General features: G+C 67.2%; 11 protein-coding genes. All 11 read right to left on the bottom strand.

Annotated elements, in window-relative coordinates:
* Positions 1-69: 69 nt before the first annotated feature.
* The 11 genes from AC1DOM_RS14315 to AC1DOM_RS14265 all read right to left on the bottom strand — a co-directional run bounded on the left by AC1DOM_RS14315 (position 70) and on the right by AC1DOM_RS14265 (position 16,998).
* The gene (locus AC1DOM_RS14315) at positions 70-2,724 is read right to left on the bottom strand and encodes a M1 family metallopeptidase (protein ID WP_498964440.1); all 2,655 of its coding nucleotides are present in this window, start codon (positions 2,722-2,724) and stop codon (positions 70-72) included.
* A 125-nt stretch (positions 2,725-2,849) separates the two neighbouring features.
* Positions 2,850-5,360: an excinuclease ABC subunit UvrA gene (uvrA, locus tag AC1DOM_RS14310; RefSeq protein WP_498964438.1), complete on the bottom strand. Its 2,511-nt coding sequence runs from the start codon at positions 5,358-5,360 to the stop codon at positions 2,850-2,852.
* Between the two features lie 10 nt (positions 5,361-5,370).
* Complete coding sequence (locus tag AC1DOM_RS14305; RefSeq protein ID WP_498964436.1) at positions 5,371-6,585, bottom strand: NAD(P)/FAD-dependent oxidoreductase; 1,215 nt, start codon at positions 6,583-6,585, stop codon at positions 5,371-5,373.
* A 36-nt stretch (positions 6,586-6,621) separates the two neighbouring features.
* Positions 6,622-7,914 (bottom strand): adenylosuccinate synthase, encoded by a 1,293-nt coding sequence (locus tag AC1DOM_RS14300; protein ID WP_498964434.1) that lies wholly within the window; start codon positions 7,912-7,914, stop codon positions 6,622-6,624.
* A gap of 127 nt (positions 7,915-8,041) precedes the next feature.
* Positions 8,042-8,905 (bottom strand): protease modulator HflC, encoded by an 864-nt coding sequence (gene hflC, locus AC1DOM_RS14295; RefSeq protein ID WP_498964432.1) that lies wholly within the window; start codon positions 8,903-8,905, stop codon positions 8,042-8,044.
* Positions 8,902-9,993 carry an FtsH protease activity modulator HflK gene (hflK, locus tag AC1DOM_RS14290; protein ID WP_498964430.1) on the bottom strand — a complete coding sequence of 364 codons (1,092 nt, stop codon included), beginning with the start codon at positions 9,991-9,993 and terminating at the stop codon, positions 8,902-8,904. The genes hflC and hflK overlap by 4 nt, the downstream gene beginning before the upstream one ends.
* A gap of 90 nt (positions 9,994-10,083) precedes the next feature.
* Entirely contained in the window at positions 10,084-11,412 is a 1,329-nt protein-coding gene (hflX, locus tag AC1DOM_RS14285; protein ID WP_498964429.1) for a ribosome rescue GTPase HflX, read from the bottom strand.
* Positions 11,413-11,454: 42 nt separating this feature from the next.
* The gene (gene hfq, locus AC1DOM_RS14280) at positions 11,455-11,736 is read right to left on the bottom strand and encodes an RNA chaperone Hfq (RefSeq protein WP_498964427.1); all 282 of its coding nucleotides are present in this window, start codon (positions 11,734-11,736) and stop codon (positions 11,455-11,457) included.
* Between the two features lie 210 nt (positions 11,737-11,946).
* Entirely contained in the window at positions 11,947-12,894 is a 948-nt protein-coding gene (miaA, locus tag AC1DOM_RS14275) for a tRNA (adenosine(37)-N6)-dimethylallyltransferase MiaA (protein WP_498964425.1), read from the bottom strand.
* A 3-nt stretch (positions 12,895-12,897) separates the two neighbouring features.
* The gene (putP, locus tag AC1DOM_RS14270) at positions 12,898-14,403 is read right to left on the bottom strand and encodes a sodium/proline symporter PutP (protein WP_498964423.1); all 1,506 of its coding nucleotides are present in this window, start codon (positions 14,401-14,403) and stop codon (positions 12,898-12,900) included.
* 111 nt (positions 14,404-14,514) lie between these two features.
* On the bottom strand, positions 14,515-16,998 hold the full coding sequence (locus AC1DOM_RS14265) for a TonB-dependent receptor (protein WP_498964421.1): 2,484 nt from the start codon (positions 16,996-16,998) through the stop codon (positions 14,515-14,517).
* Between the last annotated feature and the right edge of the window lie 25 nt (positions 16,999-17,023).

The raw sequence follows: 17,023 nt of genomic DNA, 5'->3' as shown, positions 1-17,023 counted from the left end.
TAACGAGAAACGGGAAACGAGGGGTCAACCCCCGTTTCCCGTTCCCGGATTCCCGTCAACGCCCCGGGATCAGCCGCCGTTCTTTCCCAGCCACGCGTCGATCTGCGCCAGGCGTTCGGTGCGGATCTTCATGCGGTACTCGATGTTCGCGATCGCCGTGTCGGTCGGGCGACGCGAGCTGGCGGCGATGTTCTTGTCGGCGTACGCGCGCAGCTTGCCGACCATCGCCGGATCCAGCGAGGAGCTCGCCAGGCCCGGGTAATAGCGGCTCGACGAGGTCGAGTCCACGCGCTTGCCGACTTCCGCCTGGTGCGCCATGGCGAAGTCGAAGGCCTGGTCGGGGTGCTCGCGCGAGACCGCGCTGATCATGCCGGCGCTGTTGGTCTCGCCCGGTTCGTCGGTGAGCGCCAGGTCCAGCGCGCGCTGCGAAATCGCCGGGTCCTGCGCGATGGAGAGCATCGTGTACAGCTGGTCGCGCACGAGCGGCGTCTTTTCGGCCTTCGCCATCGCGTGCAGTTTGTCCCAGGTCGCGGCATCGGCGTGTGCGGCGACGACGCCGAGGATCGTGCGACGCAGCGGCGCCGGCATCGCCTTCGGATCGCTGTCCGATGCGGCGAAACGACGACGCGCTTCGTTCACCACCTGCTCGTCGCCGAGCTGCGACAGCGTGCCGATCAGATCGGTGCGCAGGATCGCGACCGGATCGGCTTCGCCCGCCTTCGCTTCCCAACCCACGCGTTCCATCACCGGGCGCAGGGTCTTGATCGCGAACTTGCGGTAACGCGCCTGGCGCTGCGCATCGCCCGCGTAATAGCGGTCGAGCGAGGCCAGGCTGTCGGCGACATCGCCCCAGATCTGCGGATCGGCATCGGCCGGGACGCGCATCGCCAGGTCCAGGAAATCCGAAGAGGACTGCAGGCCGGCCATGCCGAGCGACCACACGTCGTTCATCATGCCGAGCTGGTCGATCGGCGCGAGCTTGGTGAAGCCGTCGCGCAACTGCGCGAACTGCTGCGGCGTGTACAGCGTGCGGTAGTAACCGCTCTGCCCCGCGTTGACGACGACCGGGCCGCAACCGGGCACTTCCAGCGAGGCCGCGCCGCCCTGCACGAGCGTGCGCACCGGCTGCCCGCCGATGCTCTGCGCGATCACCGGCACGCGCCAGGTCAGCGGCTGCTTGTCGGCGCGGTCCTTGGTGAACTCGCCCTGCTTGAGTTGCAGCGTGGTCTTGCCGGCCTTGCACGTGGCCGATTCCACGCGGATCAGCGGAATGCCCGGCTGCAGCGTGAAGTCGTGCGCGATGTCGACGATCGGCACGCCCGACGCGGTCTGCACCGCGTTCCAGAGATCGTCGGACTTCGTGTTGCCGTAGGCGTGCGTCTTCATGTACGCACGCACGCCGTCGCGCCATGCATCGCCGCCGACGTAGCCTTCGAGCATGCCGATGACGGCGCTGCCCTTCTGGTAGGTGATCGAGTCGAAGGCCTGCGCGGCCTGTTCGACGGTTTCGACCTTCTGCACGACCGGGTGCGTGGTGGCCACCGAGTCCAGGCCCATCGCCGCTTCACGCTGGCCGACCTTGCCGAGCACCGTGTTCCATTCCGGATGCAGCTTCTGCGTGGTGCGCGCGGCCATCCACGTGGCGAAGCCTTCGTTGAGCCACAGGTCGTCCCACCAGCTCATCGTGACCAGGTCGCCGAACCACTGGTGCGCCATTTCATGCGCGGCGATCGAGAACACGCCCTGCTTGTCGGACTGCGTGGAGATCGACGGATCGAGCAGCAGCGCATATTCGAAGGTGTAGATCGCGCCCCAGTTTTCCATCGCGCCGAAGAACTGGCTGCGGCCCGGCGAGGCGACGTTGTCGAGCTTGGGCAGCGGATAGGGCGTGGCGAAGTAATCGTTGTATTCCTTGAGCACGTCGGCCGCCGAATCCAGCGCGAACTTCGCCTGGTCCGACACGCCGCGCTGGGTGACCACGCCCAGTTCGGTTACGCCCTGCATCTTCGTCGCGCGGTCGAAGTCGCCCACGCCGAAGAACAGCAGGTAGGTCGACATCTTCGGCGAGGTCTGGAACTTCACGCGCTTCAGGCCGTTGCCCAGGTCCTTCGACTCGGCGATGGGCATGTTGCTCACGGCCATCTGCTTGGCCGGCACGTCGGCGCTCAGGTCGAACACCGCCTTGTGGTTGGGCTCGTCGAAGGACGGGATGAACTTGCGCGCATCGGAGGCTTCGAACTGCGTGTACAACGCGCGCTGCTTGCCGTCCTTGTTTTCGTAGTCGATCGCGAACAGGCCGTTGGCCTGCGTGCCGATCTTGCCGGTGTAGTCGGTCGACAGCAGGTACTGCCCGGCCGGCAGCGGCTTGTCGAAGGTGAAGGTCGCGGTCTGCGATGCGGCATCGATGCTGACCTTGGGCTTCTGCACCTTGCCGTTGCGCGGGTTCAGGACCGAATTGGCGAAGGTCATGTCCACCGCGTTGAGCACGATCTTGTCGGTGGGTTCCAGCACATCCACTGCGATGGAGATCTTGCCGTCGAAGCTCATCTTCTCCGCGTGCGGCACGATGGCGATGGTGTAGTTGGTCGGACGCACGTTGCGCGGGAGTTGCGTGGTCGCGTCCGTGACGGGCGGTGCGACGTGGGGCGCAGCGGTTTGCGCGGCGGCGTCGAGGGTGGCGCCGGCCAGGGCGATCGCGATGGCGGAAACGAGAAGACGACGCATGCGTGGATCCTTGGGGATTCGGGAAGCCGCCCCTGCGGGCGGAACAGGTCGATGGTGAAGGGGCGGACGCATCGGCCCCACCGCCGGAAGTCATGTTTCACGCGACCTTGATCCGTAAGTCCTTGTTACCTCGCAATTGCGGGGGCGAGTGCATGCGCAAGATAGGGGGCAGTCCGGCTGCGTTTGGCCTTCGCCACTGCCTCCGGCGTCCCCGTCGCGACGATCCGCCCGCCCGCCTCCCCTGCCCCGGGGCCCACGTCGACGACCCAATCGGCATCGGCGACCACGCGCATTTCATGCTCGACGACGATGACGGTATTGCCCGCATCGACGAGGCCATGCAGCTGGCGCATCAGCCGATCGACGTCGGCCGGATGCAGGCCCGTCGTCGGTTCGTCGAGCACGTACAGCGTGTCGCCGCGTTGGCTGCGTTGCAGTTCGGTCGCCAGCTTGATGCGTTGCGCTTCGCCGCCGGAGAGTTCGGTCGCCGGTTGTCCGAGGCGCAGGTAACCCAGGCCGATGTCGTGCAGCAACGCAAGTGGTTTGTGCAGGTGCGGCTCGTCCTGGAAGAAGGCGAGTGCTTCGTCGACGGTCATGTGCAGGACTTGCGCGATGTTCTTCCCCTGCCATTGGATCTCCAGCGTCTTCTTGTCGTAGCGCGCGCCGTGGCAGGTCGGGCACGGCGCGAAGACGCTGGGCATGAACAGCAGCTCGACGCTGACGAAGCCTTCGCCTTCGCACGTCGGGCAACGGCCCTTGGCGACGTTGAATGAAAACTGGCCGGCGTCGTATTTGCGCGCCTTCGCGGCTTTCGTCGCGGCGAACAACTTGCGCACGTGGTCGAACAGACCGGTGTACGTCGCGAGGTTCGAACGCGGCGTGCGGCCGATGGGCTTCTGGTCGACGTTGACCAGGCGCCGGATCGCCTCCGCACCGGAGGCGATGCGGCCCGTTGTCTCTTGCACGACGGTGGGAACCTCGCTTTCCTCTTCCTCCGCCTCGGGTGCGGTGCCCAGGTGCGCGGCGATCAGATCGACCAGCGCCTGGCTCACCAAACTGGACTTGCCGGAACCGGAGATGCCGGTCACCGCGGTGAAGACGCCCAGCGGGAAGCGTGCATCCAGCGCATGCAGGTTATTGCGCGAGACATGCGCGAGTTCGAGCCAGGCTTGCGGCGCGCGGCGATCGCGATGCACGGGGATCGCTTCGCCGAACAAATAACACCGTGTGTGCGACGCCTTGACCTGCGCGAGGCCTTCCGGCGGACCGCTGTAGAGAATCTGGCCACCGTGCTGCCCGGCATCGGGCCCGACATCGATGAGCCAATCGGCGCGACGCATCATGTCCAGGTCGTGTTCGACGACGAAGATCGTGTTGCCGGCCGCGCGCAACTGGTCGAGCGCCTTGTGCAGGGCTTCGCTGTCCGCCGGATGCAGGCCGGCCGAAGGTTCGTCGAGCACATACACCACGCCGAACAGATGCGAACGGATTTGCGTGGCCAGGCGCAGGCGTTGCAACTCGCCGGGCGACAAGGTCGGTGTCGTGCGATCCATCGCGAGGTAGCCCAGGCCGAGCGCCTGCAGCGTGCCGATGCGATCGACGAGGTCTTCCGCGAGCCGTTGTGCCGCAATGCGTTTTTCTTCCGACAGGCGCGCGACACCCTTCACCGCCGGCTTCAGCGCGTCGGCCATGCGGTCGAGCGACAGCGCGGTGAGCTCGGCGATATCCAGTCCGGCGAATTTCACCGACAGGGCCTCGCGCTTCAGCCGCTTTCCTTCGCACACCGGGCACACGCTGCCGACCATGAAGCGCGCGACGCGCTTTTTCATCGTCGCGCTCTGCGTGGTCGCGAAGGTATGCCGCACGTATTTGCGCGCGCCCATGAAGGTGCCCATGTACGCGGGCTCTTCCTTGCGGCGCACCGCGGCGCGGGTTTCCTTCGGCGTGAATCCGGGATAGACCGGCGCGACGGGCTGTTCCTCGGTGAAGAGGATCCAGTCGCGGTCCTTCTTCGGCAGATCGCGCCACGGGATGTCGACGTCGTAGCCGAGCGTCACCAGGATGTCGCGCAGGTTCTGCCCGTGCCACGCGGGCGGCCAGGCGGCGATCGCCTTCTCGCGGATGGTGAGCGAAGGATCGGGCACCATCGACGCTTCGGTCACCGCGTACACGTTGCCGAGGCCGTGGCACTCGGGGCACGCGCCCTGCGCCGTGTTCGGCGAGAAATCCTCCGCGTACAACATCGGCTGTTTCGACGGATAGTCGCCAGCGCGCGAGTACAACATGCGCACGAGGCTCGACAACGTGGTGACGCTGCCGACGGACGAACGCACGCTCGGCGTCCCGCGCTGCTGCTGCAACGCGACCGCCGGCGGCAATCCTTCGATGCTGTCGACATCGGGAATGCCGACCTGGTCGATCAGCCGCCGGGCGTAAGGATTGACCGATTCGAAATAACGTCGCTGCGCTTCGGCATACAGCGTGCCGAAAGCGAGCGACGACTTGCCGGAACCCGAGACGCCGGAGAACACGACGAGCGCATCGCGCGGCACGTCGACGTCGATGTCCTTGAGGTTGTGTTCGCGCGCGCCGCGGACGCGGACGAAGTCTTCGGGGGAGCGTTTGCGCGTCTTCATCGCGAAAAGCCTAGCCCAACCGCTCGAACCCGAACAACCGCTTCAACGGATGCGCCCGCCGCTCCACATGCGCGCGCAGCAACGCCCCACCCAACACCGAATACGTGATGCCATTCCCGCCATACGCCATCGCGAATTGCACGCGCGGCCCGAGCGCCTCGTGCGGGCCGAAGAACGGCAATCCATCCTTCGTTTCGGCGAACGTACCGGCCCAGGCGAATGCGGGGGCCAGCTCCGGGAGGTTCGGCATCGCCGCTCGCACGCCTTTCACCAACTTTCGCGCCTTGGCATCGACGCGGCGATCGCGGCGTTGCGGGATGTCGACGCGATCGTCCTCGCCGCCGACGAGCACGCGGCCATCTTCGGTGCTGCGCATGTACAGGTACGGGCGCGCGGTTTCCCAGACGACGGTGTCGGCGATGCGCCCCAGCCCTGTCGCGTCGAGCGGATCGCTGATGAAGGCATAGCTGCTGCGGTTGGCCGCCACGCGTTGCGGGATCCACTGCTGCGCGGCGTAGCCCGCGGCGACGATGACGTGGTCGGCGGTGATGCGCGTGCCGTTCGCGATGTCGAGCACGACGCGGCGCGCGGTCGGATGCAATTCGCGCACCGTCGTGCGGTCGTAGATCGCTACGCCTTTGCCCGCGAGGCGTTGCAGCAAGCGCGAGGCCATGCGATAGGGATCCACGCGCGCGGCGTGGCCGCTCAGCAAGGCGCCGGCTGCGTCGATGCCGTAGTCGTCCTGCAGGCGTTCGCGCGATAGCCACCGCACGTCGATGCCGATGCGGCGCCGCGCATGGAGTTCATCGCGCAGGCCACGCACGTGTCGGGCTTTGCTCGCGTAATACAGGGACTGGGCGCGTGCGAATCCGACGTCGCGGATTTCGCGCGCGATGTCGGTCACTTCGTCGACCGCTTGCACGCATGCGTGATATGCGAGCGCGGCATCGTCTTCACCGTAGCGCTTCGTCAGCTCGGTGAGATGCGTGTCGATTTCGTATTGCAGCAGCGCCGTGCTCGCCGCCGTGCTGCCCCAGCCCACGTCGCGGTGTTCGACGATGCAGGTGTCGTATCCGTTCGCGGCGAACACGCGTGCGATCAATGCGCCGGTGATGCCCGCGCCGATGATCGCGACATCGCAGCGCAGGTCGCGCTGCAATGCCGGGAAGGTCGCCATCAGGCCGTTCTTGACGGCCCAATAGGGATAACCGGATTTGAGGTCCATCGGCCGAGCCTGCGGGCCCGGCCGTGAGGACGACGCTTACGCGAAGGGATCCTGCAACACGATGGTCGCGTCGCGGTCCGGGCCGGTCGACACGATGGCCAGCGGGCAACCGGCGAGTTCTTCCAGCGCGCGCAGGTATGCACGCGCGGCGGCCGGCAACTTTTCCCACTCGGTGACGCCGTGCGTGGATTCGTCCCAGCCGGGGAACTCGAGGTAGACCGGCGTGCATTCTTCCCAGCCGGCGGCATCCAGCGGCGCGTATTCGGTGCGCTTGCCGCGGTATTCGTAGGCGATGCAGATCTTCAGCTTCTCCATCCCGTCGAGGATGTCGAGCTTGGTGATGCACAGGCCGGTGATGCCGTTGATCGCCACCGCGCGCTTGAGCGCGACGATGTCCATCCAACCGCAACGACGCGGGCGGCCGGTGGTGGCGCCGTATTCCTGGCCGCGATCGCGGATGCCCTGGCCGACGGCGTCGTCGAGTTCGGTCGGGAACGGGCCGCCGCCCACGCGCGTGGCGTAGGCCTTCGCGATGCCGAGCACGTAGTCGATCGCATCGGCGCCGACGCCCGTGCCGGCGAGCGCGCCGCCGACGGTGGTGTTCGACGAGGTCACGTACGGATACGTGCCGTGGTCGATGTCGAGCAGCGAACCCTGCGCGCCTTCGAACATCACGCGCTTGCCCTGCTTGCGGAGCTCGTGGAGGATGCCGGCGACGTCGGACTTCATCGGGTCGACGTATTCGCCGAAGGCGAGCGCTTCATCGAGCGTCTTCTGGAAGTCGACGGGTTCGACCTTCAAATACTGCGTCAGCACGAAGTTGTGATAGTCGAGCGTCTCGCGCAGCTTCTCCGCGAGTTCCTTCGGATAGCTCAGGTCGGCCACGCGGATGCCGCGGCGCGCGACCTTGTCTTCGTATGCCGGCCCGATGCCGCGGCCGGTGGTGCCGATGGCCTTGCCGCCGGCGGCCTTTTCCCGGGCCTGATCCAGCGCGATGTGGTACGGCATGATGATCGGCGTCGCCGGGCTGATCTTCAGGCGCGAACGCACGTCCACGCCGGTGGCTTCGAGTTCGTCGATTTCCTTGCGCAGCGCGCCGGGATGCAGCACCACGCCGTTGCCGATCAGGCACAGCGCATCGGGGCGCAGGATGCCGGACGGAATCAGGTGCAGGACGGTCTTCTTGCCGTTGATGACGAGCGTGTGGCCAGCGTTGTGGCCGCCCTGGAAGCGCACGACGGCGCCGATTTCCTCGGTCAGCAGGTCGACGATCTTGCCCTTGCCTTCATCGCCCCACTGGGCCCCGAGTACGACAACTGACTGGCCCACGGCTTCGCTCCTTGGTTTAACCGGTCCGCTTTTCACGGAAAAAGCCGGAGGGCTGAGGGCCCGTCCGGCTTTTGTGGATTATCCGGGATTCGGCGGCTCGCCGTAACCCCGGATTCGTGACGACGCCTTAACGGTCGTCTTTCATGTACTGCAGGAAGGGATCGTCCTTGTCGAGCGAGATCACCGTCGAGCCATCGCGGAACGCAGCCTGGTAGGCCTCCAGGCTGCGCTGGAAGGCGAAGAAGCCCGGGTCGCGGTTGGCGGCCTGCGCGTACAGGCGTGCGGCCTCGGCGTCGCCTTCACCGCGCAGCTTCTGCGCATCGCGCTCGGCGTCGGCCACGATCACCACCTGATCGCGGTCGGCATTGGCGCGGATCTGGCGCGCCTGCTCCTCGCCCTCGGCGCGCAGGCGGCTGGCCACCTGCTGGCGCTGGGCGCGCATGCGGCTGTACACGTTGCCGATGACTTCGCTGTCGGTGGGCAGGTCGATCTTCTTGATGCGCAGGTCGACGATGCGCACGCCGAGCGAGGCGGCGCCGCGGTTGATCGCCGCCAGCTGCCTGTCGACGATCTGCGCGCGGTCGCCGGACACCACCTGCGACAGCGTGCGCGCGTTGATCTCGTTGCGCAGCGAGTCGCGGATGATCGGCGCCAGGCGCAGGACCGCGGTCTGCTCGTCGCCGTTGGTCGAGCGATAGAAGGTGCGCAGGTCCTCGATGCGGCCGATCGCGAAGAAGTCGACGCTGATGTCCTTCTTTTCGGCGGTGAGGTAGCGCTCCGGATCGGAGTCGAACACGGTGAGGCGGCGGTCGAAGACGAGCTTGGACTCGACCAGCGGCCACTTGAAGTGGAGGCCGGGGCCGATGTCGGTGCGCACGACGCGGCCGAGGTTGAGCACGATCGCGCCCTCGCCTTCCCGCACGGTGAACACCGAACCGAGCAGTGCGAGCAGCGCTGCGACAAGCAGCGGGATCCAGACGGGAAACCTCATCGCGATTCCTCCTCGCGGCCGGTGCGCGGGTTACGCGTCGGGCGGCCCTCGGGGCCGAGCGTTTCGACGGTCGGCGCCACCGAATCCAACGGCACGACGGCCGGCGGGTTGGCCGCGCCCGCGGCGTTTTGCGCGCCCAGCGGCACGTAGAGCAACTGGCGGCCGTCGCCCACGATCTTGCGGTTCTTCGAAAACACTTCCTGCAGCGTTTCCAGCCACAGGCGCTTGCGCGTCACTTCGGGCGCGCCCTTGTACTGGTCGACGAGCAGCGAGAAACGCGTCGCGTCGCCCGTGGCGCGCGCGATGATCGCGGTGCGATAGCCCTGCGCGCCGGTGCGGATCTGCGCGGCCTGGCCACGCGCTTCGGGCACGACCTTCGCCGCGTACGCCTGTGCTTCGCTCGTCGTGCGGTCCTTGTCCTGCTGCGCGCTGTTGACGTCGTCGAAGGCGGGTTTCACTTCATCCGGCGGACGTGCGTTGGGCAGGTTGAGCTCGGAAACGAACAAGCCCGTCTTGTAGGCGTCCAGCGAGGCCTGCAGGCGCTGCTTGGCGGTCACCGACAAGGCGCCGCGCGCACCGAGTACCGTATCCAGCGTGGAGCGGCCCACCTGCTCGCGCACGGTGCTGAGCGCCGCCTGCTCGAGCACGCGCCCGGCATCGCGACTGCTGAACAGGTACAGCTGCGGGTCGGCGACGGAGTACTGCACGTTGATTTCCACGCGCACGATGTTCTCGTCGCGCGTGAGCACCGGCACGGTCTCGTTGAAGGTGCGGATCTGCGTGGCCTCGACCTTGGTGACGCGTTCGATCGGCCACGGCCACTTGAAGTGCGGGCCCGGCTGCAGCACGCGGGCGAACTGGCCGAAGCGCAGCACGACGCCGCGCTGCTGCTCGGTCACCAGCACGAAGGTGTTGAAGGCCAGCCACAGGACCAGCAGGACGGCGACCCAGCGGCCGATGCCGCCGCCATTGCCCCCGAAGAGGCCGCGCAGGGGTTCGAGGTAGCGGTCGAAACCGCCGCCGCCACGCTTCTGCCAGGGGTTGCGACCGTCCTTGTTCGACGGACCGCCGGGGGTATTCCAGGCCATGCACGCTCCTGTGGGCCGCGGGGAGACTCCCCCGCCGGAGGCCGGCACGCGTTTTGCGCGCGCGAACCGGCCGATTCTATCGGACCCGACTCAAGTTGGGGCCGAGACGCCCTCAAGCAAGAGCGGCCGTAAGGGTTCCCCGTAGGCATGGGCCACGATGCGCTCGGCATCGGCCTGCGCGAGGTCCAGGCTCAGGGTCCAGCCGTGTTCGTCGTGATGCTCGGCGAGCACCGCCCCGAGTTCGTGCAGGCGCGCCCGCAGCCGCCCGGCGCCCGCGGGCAGTTGCACTTCGCCGGAGACGCGGCGCAGGCCCAGGCGCGCGCCGAGGGCGTCGCGCAGCAGGTCGAGCCCATCGCGGTCGCGCGCGGAGAGCCACACGCGTTCGCGCGGGGCGCGGGGATGGGCGTGGTCGTGGCCGTCGGTCGGCAGGTCGTGGCGCGCTTGCGCGCCTTCGATGCGATCGATCTTGTTGTAAACGAGCAATTGCGGGATCTCACCCGCGCCGATTTCCTCGAGCACCGAATCGACCTGCGCGATGCGTTCGTCGCGCAGCGGGTCGGCGGCGTCGATCACGTGCAGCAGCAAGTCGGCTTCGCGGGCTTCGGCCAGGGTCGAACGGAAGGCGGCGACCAGTTCGTGCGGCAGGTCGCGCACGAAGCCGACGGTGTCGGCGAGGACGACCGAACCGCCCGGCAGCGCGATGCGGCGCACGGTGGGATCGAGCGTGGCGAACAGCAGGTCCGCCGCGTACGCATCGGCACCGGTGAGCGCGTTGAACAGCGTCGACTTGCCCGCGTTGGTGTAACCGACCAATGCCACGCGCGGCAGTTCGCTGCGCACGCGCGCGCGACGCATCTGCGTGCGCTGCACTTCCACTTTTTCCAGGCGCTTCTGCAGTTGTTCGACGCGCTTCTGCAGCAGGCGGCGGTCGGTTTCCAGCTGCGTTTCGCCGGGGCCCCGCAGGCCGATCGAACCACCGCGCTGGCGTTCCAGGTGGGTCCACCCGCGCACCAGGCGCGTGGCCATGTGGCGCAATTGCGCCAGCTCGACCTGCAGCTTGCCTTCGTGGCTGCGCGCACGCTGGGCGAAGATGTCCAGGATTAGGCCGGTGCGATCGACGACACGCCGCTCCAGCGCCTTTTCCAGGTTGCGTTCCTGCCCGGGCGTCAGCGGATGGTTGACGAGGACGAGGTCGGCGCCGGTCGCGTCGGCCGCTGCCTTCACCTCTTCGAGCTTGCCGCTGCCGATGAGGGTGGCGGGATTGGGCCGGTCGATGCGCGCGGTGAGCATGTGCGCCACGCGCGCCCCCGCCGAGCGCGCCAGGTCGGCGAACTCTTCCACGGCGCCTTCGTCGGGCGGGCCACCGGCATGCGGCTGGATCAGCAGGGCGGTCTCGCCCTTCTTGCTACGTTCGAACATGCAGGGGTTTTACACCACATCGTGCGAAAGGCACGGCAGTGTTTACTGTTCCTCGTCCGCGCCGGTGTCTTCGGTGCTGCCGTCGGCGGCCTGCACGTAGCCGCCGCCCGGGCCCACGCGCACGTTGCGCGCCGGCACGACGGTGGAGATCGCGTGCTTGTAGACCATCTGGCTGACGGTGTTGCGCAGCAGGACGACGAACTGGTCGAAGGACTCGATCGTGCCCTGGAGCTTGATGCCGTTGACCAGGTAGATGGAGACCGGGACGCGCTCGCGGCGCAGCGCGTTCAGGAAAGGATCCTGCAAAGATTGGCCCTTGGACATGGGTGTTTCCCCAATTGTTGTTGTCAGTGTGCCGAACGCGGCAAACCGCCGCGCATCGCCCGACCCGCAACTCCCCGCGGCGGCGACAGCCGAATCGTACACGCACAGCCGGTTGGGGCGCGCATGACGGAGGTCCCGGATTCGTCGCTGTTTGATCCCCCTCGAGCGCGTTGCGCGCTCGATCCCCCTTGGGAAGGGGGATGGAGGCCGTCAGGCCAGGAAGGATTCGGTGAGCTCGCGCAGATCGCGCCCGTCGGTCGCCGGATCGCGCCAGACCGCGTCGAGCTCGCCCCGCAGCCAGGTCCATTGGCGTTTGGCGAGTTGGCGGGTGGCGGCGATGGCACGTTCGCGGAAGGTGGTCGCGTCGCCCTGCCCTTCGAGAAATTCCCAGGCCTGTCGGTAGCCGACGGCGCGGATCGCCGGAAGATCCAGGGGCGCGGGATGGCGCTGGAGTTCGGGAAGCGACCGCAGGCGGCGCACTTCGTCGAGGAATCCGGCATCGAGCATCGCGTCGAAACGGCGAGCGATGCGTTCGTGCAGCACCGCGCGTTCGCGCGGCGCGAGCACCAGCTTGAACACGCGCACGGGCAGGCGATCGCCGACATGCGTGCGCTGCCATTCGGAAATCGGGCGCCCGCTCGCGCGATACACCTCCAGCGCGCGCTGGATGCGTTGGGGATCGGTGGCGTGGATGCGGCGCGCGGCGTCCGGATCCACGCGCGCGAGTTCGGCATGCACCGCGGGCCAACCCACGCGCGCGGCCTCTTCCGCGATCGCCGCGCGCAACATCGGATCGGCCTCGGGCATCGGCGCCAGCCCGTGCAACAAGGCATGGAAATACAGGCCGGTGCCGCCGGCGAGGATGGGCGTCTTTCCGCGCGCGAGGATGTCTTCGATCGCCGTCCGCGCATCGCGCGCGAAATCGGCGGCGGAGTACGTTTCCCACGGATCGCGCACGTCGATCAGGTGATGCGGCACCTGCGCGCGCTCTTCAGGCGAAGGCTTGGCCGCGCCGATCTCCAGTCCGCGATAGACCAGCGCCGAATCGACGCTGACGATTTCCCCGTCGAACCGCGCCGCGCACTCCAGCGCGAACGCGGTCTTGCCCGATGCCGTCGGGCCCGCGATGGCGAGCGCGCGCGGGCGGCGGTCCTCCATCGCTCAGTAGCCGTTCTCGCCGAGTGCGGCGTGCACCTGCGCGTGGGTGGCGCGCACCGATTCCACCGGCACGCGATCGAACAGGCTGGCCAGCACGATGGCGACCGACGCCGCGGCGAAGCCCGGCACCATTTCGTACAACGCGCTGCCGTACTGATCCACCGCGATCTGCTTCCACGCAATGACCGTGACCGCACCGACGATCATGCCCGCGAGCGCGCCGTTGCGCGTCATGCGCGACCAGAACAGCGAGAACAACACGACCGGCCCGAACGCCGCGCCGAAGCCCGCCCACGCATAGCTGACCAGGCCGAGCACGCGCGAGTCGGGATCGCGCGCGATCCAGATGGCGAGCAACGACACCGCGAGCACCATCGCGCGACCGAACCACACCAGTTCGCGCTGCGAAGCCTTCGGCCGCAGGAAGCCCTTGTAGAAGTCTTCGGTCAACGCGCTCGAACACACGAGCAACTGGCACGACAGCGTGCTCATGATCGCCGCGAGAATCGCCGACAACAGCACGCCGGCGATCCACGGATTGAACAACAAGTTCGACAGCACGATGAAGACGCGCTCGGGGTTCGCGGTCACCGGCTCGACGCCCGGATGGCCGGCGAAATACGCCACGCCGAAGAAGCCCACCGCCATCGCGCCGAACAGGCACAGCACCATCCAGGTCATGCCGATGCGGCGCGCCTTGGGAATCGTGCGCAGGTCGTCGGCCGCCATGAAGCGCGCCAGGATGTGGGGCTGCCCGAAATAGCCCAGGCCCCACGCCAGCAGGGACACGATGCCGACGAAGCCGATCGCGCTACCCTTGAAGGGATCGAGCTTCGCCGGATCGATCGAACGGATCAGCGTCATGCTCTCGTCGAATCCGCCGGTGCCGATGATGACCACCACCGGCGTCAGCACCAGGGCGAAGATCATCAGCGTCGCTTGCACCGTGTCGGTCCAACTCACCGCGAGGAAGCCGCCGACCAGCGTGTAGAGGATCGTCGCCGCCGCGCCCCACCACAGCGCCTGCGCGTAGGGCACGCCGAACACGCTTTCGAACAGGCGCGCGCCGGCCACGATGCCGCTGGCGCAGTACACGGCGAAGAACACCAGGATCACCAGCGCCGACAACACGCGCAGGATGCGCGAGCGATCGTCGAAGCGATGGGTGAAGTAATCGGGCAGCGTGAGCGCGTTCTTCGTGCGCTCGGTGTACACGCGCAAGGGGCCTGCGACGAATTTCCAGTTGGCCCACGCGCCGAGGATCAGGCCGACGGCGATCCAGCCTTCCGACAATCCGCCCAGGTACAGCGCACCCGGCAGCCCGAGCAGTAACCAGCCGCTCATGTCGGATGCACCGGCGGACAGCGCCGTGACGTAACTGCCCAGCGAACGTCCGCCGAGGATGTAGTCGTCGAAACTCTTGGTCGATCGCCACGCGACCACGCCGATGGTGACCATCGCGAGCAGGTAGATGGCGAAGGTGACGACGAGCGGCGTGCTGGCGGTCATGCGGTGGGGCTCCCCTGTGGTGCAGGGAGTTTAGGGGCGTGGGGGAAACACTGCACCCCTCCCCGGCCCTCCCCTGCGTTTGCAGGGGAGGGAGTACTTCCGGGAGTTGCTTTAGAAATCGCGCGACCAGCGCACGCCGAAGGTCCTCGGCGGGGTGCTGACCGTGTACGGCTCGGCGCCGCACACCGCGATGTTGCACTCGGCGAAGTGGGTCAGGTCGCCCAGCTCGTTGGTGACGTTGCGGACGAAGAAGTCCAGCTTCCACGCACCGCGCTGGAAGCCCGCCGACACGTCCAGCGTCGTGTAGGCATCCAGGTGCTGGTACGGGGTGAAGCTGAAATCGTTGCCCAGCACGCCGCGTTCGAGATCGCGCAGGTCCACCGTGCGATCGCCCACGTGGAAGAGCGCACCCTGCGCGTAGGCCTCGTATTGCCCGACGTCCCACGTGTAACGACCCGTGAGGTTGCCCTTGAAGCGCGGCGTGATCGGCAAACGATCGCCCTTCACCGCCTGCGGGCCGATGGTGTTGACCTCGCCCGTCGACGGGACGATCGAGCCCGGCGGACAGAAGCTGATCGGGTTGCCCGCGAGATCGCCGTAACCGCAGTAGTCCTCCGACAACTTCGCGTCGTAGAACGCCACGCCGCCGGTGAGCATGAAGTTGTAGGTCATGGCCCACTGCAGTTCCATTTCCAGACCGTCGATCTTGGCGGCACCCGCATTGCGGATTTCCGTCAGGCCGTTCGCGCCGAGATACGAGAACTGGAAGTCGTCCCACTTCTGGTGGAACACCGCGCCGTTCCACGCCAGGCGCTTGTCCAGCCACATCGTCTTCCAGCCGAGCTCGTAGTTCTTCAGGTAATCCGACACGTACGGCGGCACCGAACCGCGGCGGTTGATGCCGCCCGGGCGGTAGCCTTCCGAATACGTGCCGTACACCAGCTTGGTATCGCTGATGTCCCAGGTCACGTTGAAGCGGCCGAGCGAACCGGACTCGCGCACTTCGCGATCGTTGACCAGGCAAGGCGCCCCTTCGTACGGCACCCAGTTCGCGCGATCGGCCCCGTACTGGGCCACGCACGCGCCTTCACCGTACGGCGGATCGCCGCCCGAGGAGTAGCCGATGCCGAACCCGTAATAGCCCTTCAGGCTGTTGCGTGCACGGAACCAGCGGCCACCGGCGGTGACGTGCCAGGCATCGGTGATGTCGAAGGTGAGTTCGCCGAACACCGCTTCGTCCTGGTCTTCGCGATCCTGCTCGGTCAGCCAGATCGTGTCTTCCCAGCCGCCGACCGACAGCACGGTGGCCAGCCCGTCGATCTTGTAGCGCTGTTCGATGTCGTGCTTGTGCTGCTGCCAGAACAGGCCGCCGACGAACCGCAGGCGATCCTCGCCCGGCGAAGCGATGCGCAGCTCGTGGCTGGTCATGCGATACGCGTCCTTCGCCTGGATGTACTGCGAAGGATTCACCAGCGCGCCGTCGTCGTCGTAGAAGTACGAGCCGTAACCGCGCAGCGTGTCGTACCAGAAGCCGTAGTCGCTGTAGTCGGCTTCCGATTCGACGTTGCGGTTGAGGTGGCCGAAGGCGTAGGTGATGTCGAAGTTGCCGATCTTGCCCTGCACCGTCAGCGAGGCCTGGTTCCACTTGTCTTCCGAGGATTCGGGATAGGCGTGGTTGACCTGGAACTCGCCGACGCTCGGATCCCAGCCGGTGCTGCCGCGCGCCGTCTGGCGCTGGCCCATGAGCATCGGCGTGATCGACCACTCGTCGGTGATGTCCCACTTCAGCGCGACGCGCGCACCGGTGGCGTTGGCTTCGTTGTAGTTGTCGTCGGCCAGGATGTCGTTGTTCTGCACGATGCCCGAGGTCGGGAACACGCGCGTGCCGGGGCGGTTGTCGACGTAACCGGCGTCATGGCGGTTCCAGCCCACGACGCGCACCGCGGCGTTCTTCGCGATCGGCACGTTGACCATGCCTTCGAGCACGTGGCCGAGGCCGCCGTCCTGGACCACGTTGACTTCGGCCGCGGCGCTCGCGGCGAAGCCCGAGGCATCCGGCTTGTTGGTGATGATGCGCAGCGTGCCCGACTGCGAGCTCGCGCCGTACAGCGTGCCCTGCGGGCCGGCGAGCGCTTCGACGCGCGCGATGTCGTACATGTGGACGTCGAGCGCGCCGGTGATCGTGGTGATCGGCTGCTCGTCGAGGTACACGCCCACGCTGGGCTGCGAACCGGAATGGTTGCCGTCGCCGCCGCTGGCCACGCCGCGCATGTACACCTGCAGGAAGCCCGGGCCGGAGAACACGCCGCCGCCGGCGGTGCCGAAGGTGACGCTGGGCAGCAGCTTCACGTAGTCCTGGAAGTTGGAGACCTGGTGTTGCTCCAGCGTCTCGCTGCTGATCGCCTGGATGCTGATCGGCACCTTCTGCAGGTCTTCGGCGCGCTTCTGCGCGGTGACGGTCACCGTCTCCAGCGTGGCGGTTTTCGATTTCTCCGTCGCGGGCGGCGCGGTTTGCGCTGCCTGGTCGGCCGGTGGCGTTTGCGGCGCATCCTGCGCGAAGGCGATGCCTGTTTGACAGCCGATGATCACCGCCATGGCGAGTGCATGCCTCGCGAGCGGC

It is taken from the genome of Lysobacter sp. P5_B12, assembly GCF_056400425.1.
Note: the sequence above shows the minus strand (reverse complement) of the source record. Positions and strands in the feature narration are given on the sequence as shown.